This is a genomic window from Johannesbaptistia floridana, from assembly GCF_057440575.1.
In genome coordinates this window covers 1-2,553 of record NZ_JALKVM010000156.1, presented here as the reverse complement: position 1 = coordinate 2,553, position 2,553 = coordinate 1, and the positions used below count along the sequence as shown (strand labels likewise).

Here is a 2,553-nt window from a genome sequence, read left to right as displayed (position 1 = left end):
ATTCCGGCTTGCGCCCATATCCCGGCTTGCGCCCATATCCCGGCTTGCGCCCATACCCAGGGGAAAAGAATCAGTAATTACTGCTTAGTTAACTGAGTTAACACCTTATTAGAACGTTCTAAGAAATTTTTAACTCCATCGGCATCAAAGGCTTTTTGTGCCATTAAAGCTAAATCATAGACATGTTGACACATCAAATCTACCACAGCGCCTGTGGGAGATTCTCCACTTCCTTGGATAATTGTGCCTTTGCTGAGTTGATATATGTTGTCAATCAGAGGATGAGAGGTATTAATTACCAATACATGATCTTCTGGGAAAGTCATAGATTGCTGCTGCATCAAGGCGCTCATCTCCTGCATACGACGCATGGCTTCTGGAAGTAATACCATAGCGGGAGGAGTAGAGTCATCAGATTTCAAAGCTTGAGTTTTGATGTTAACTTTGGGTTTATTCAAGGCTTTTTCAAATAAGTCTTTAATCACCTCAGAACGAGTTTTATTACTGTTGGGATCTACTAATTCACTGGCTTCATCTTTTTCTAAGAGAGTGTTATCTAACTCAGAATCTACCCGAGAGAATTTGACGTCTTTGTATTCCTGTTCTAAGAAGGGTATAAAGTAATTAGCATCAATGAAAGAATCTAGGAAGAGGACTTCTATACCTTGTTTTTTGTATAGTTCTACATAAGTAGCTTGGGTGTCAGCTTCAGTACAGTAGAAAACGCGATTTTCATGTTTTTCGCGGTTGCGGTCTAAATAGTCTTGTAAAGTTGTATAGTGGTCTTGACTATCTGCCTCTGCATCCTCGGGTTTATAGGTACTGCGGTAGATAATAATGTCTTCTACCTGTTTTTTGAACTTCTCCTCTTTGAGAGAACCATATTTGACAAAAGTCCCCAAATCCTGCCAACCTTTGACGTAGGCTTGATAGTCTTCTTTGTAGAGAGAGTTGAGGCGATCGCCTATTTTTTTGGCGATAAAGTCAGCTATTCTCCGTACTGTGCGATGATTAGTTAAGGAACTACGGGATACATTTAGAGGAATATCAGGACTATCTATCACACCTCGCAAAGGCATGAGAAATTCTGGGATAATCTCCTCACAATGATCGCTAACAAAGACTTGATTACAAAATAATTTGATTTGACCTTTGGTAATGTCTACATCGCCTCGTAGTTTGGGGAAGTAGAGTATACCATTGAGTAAAAAGGGATAATCAGTATTAAGATGTACCCATAAAATTGGGTCTTCTTGGAAAGGATGAAGGTAGCGATAGAATTCTAAATAATCTTCGTCGTTGAGATTAGATGTTGATTCTTTCCAAGGCGCTTTTTGCTTATTAATTACTTCCCCATCTAGTTTAATGGGTACTGACATAAAATCACAATAGGTCTTAATTAACTGCTTAATACGGGCAGTTTCTAAATATTCTACCTCGTCATCGAGGAGAGTGAGGGTAATGGTTGTGCCAGGGGTAGTACGTTCAGATTCAGTGAGTTGAAACTCAGGAGATCCATCACAGGACCAGTGTACAGCTTGAGCATCCTTGAGATAAGATAGGGTATCAATCTCTACTTGTTTGGCTACCATAAAGCTTGAGTAAAACCCTAAACCAAAATGTCCAATTAACTCATTGGCATCCTGTTTATACTTACTAATAAATTCTTCAGCGCTAGAGAAGGCGACTTGGTTGATATATTTTTTGATCTCCTCTGCTGTCATGCCAATTCCATTGTCTGACACGGAGATAGTTTTATTTTCTTTGTCTATCTTAATGTTGATTTCTGGATCTGGTAATTCTTGGGAAACGTCTCCCGAATAAGATGCCATTTTTGCTTTGGCGATCGCATCTACACTATTTGATATCAATTCTCTGAGAAAAATTTCATGATCTGTATACAGAGATTTTTTAATAATCGGAAAGATATTCTCTGTATGAATCGTGATGTTACCTTTTTCTAATACAGTCATCTTATTTTTTTAAACACTTTATTTTACACTTACATTATGATTTTCTCTTATCTCAACCTCCTATCAAATCACAGATAACACACCTTTTGTTATTCGGTTTTCCGTATGAATCTCTTTATCGATTGGTGCAAAATCTCAGTATTATTTAGAGAATCCCTTGAGATTACTCAAGCTAATATTAATTTCATTTAAATATTATATAGGTAAATAGTAATATGTTTTTCTAGACCTATAACTTTATATTTCTTCTAAAATGCTTCTGAAATCTTCGTCAAATCTAGCATTTTTTATATTTAGCGCATTTCTAAAGTAAATACAATTAAAATATAAGCAATTATTATGACAACATTGTGTAACACAATAAATTTATCTCAACTAATAAAAACTACAAACTTATACCTAACCTTTGGCTATCTACTTAAGACGGGACAGATTATCTAGCAAGGGTTTGAAAATTCGCAGGATTGAGCGAATTTTTATCAGTATTTTGTCCCAGTTTACGCTAATAGCCTGATAAATTATGGATTAGTATCCAACCAATTAGTTAAATCAGAGATAGAAGTAAAATCTAATAGTGCTT

The 2,553-nt window shown here is 36.3% G+C and carries 1 protein-coding gene; it reads right to left on the bottom strand.

Annotation, left to right across the window (positions count from 1 at the left end; translation table 11 throughout):
* Window positions 1-77 precede the first annotated feature (77 nt).
* A complete protein-coding gene (htpG, locus tag MW688_RS10680) occupies window positions 78-1,973 on the bottom strand; it encodes a molecular chaperone HtpG (protein WP_486735964.1) in 1,896 nt (631 codons plus the stop codon).
* Window positions 1,974-2,553 lie beyond the last annotated feature (580 nt).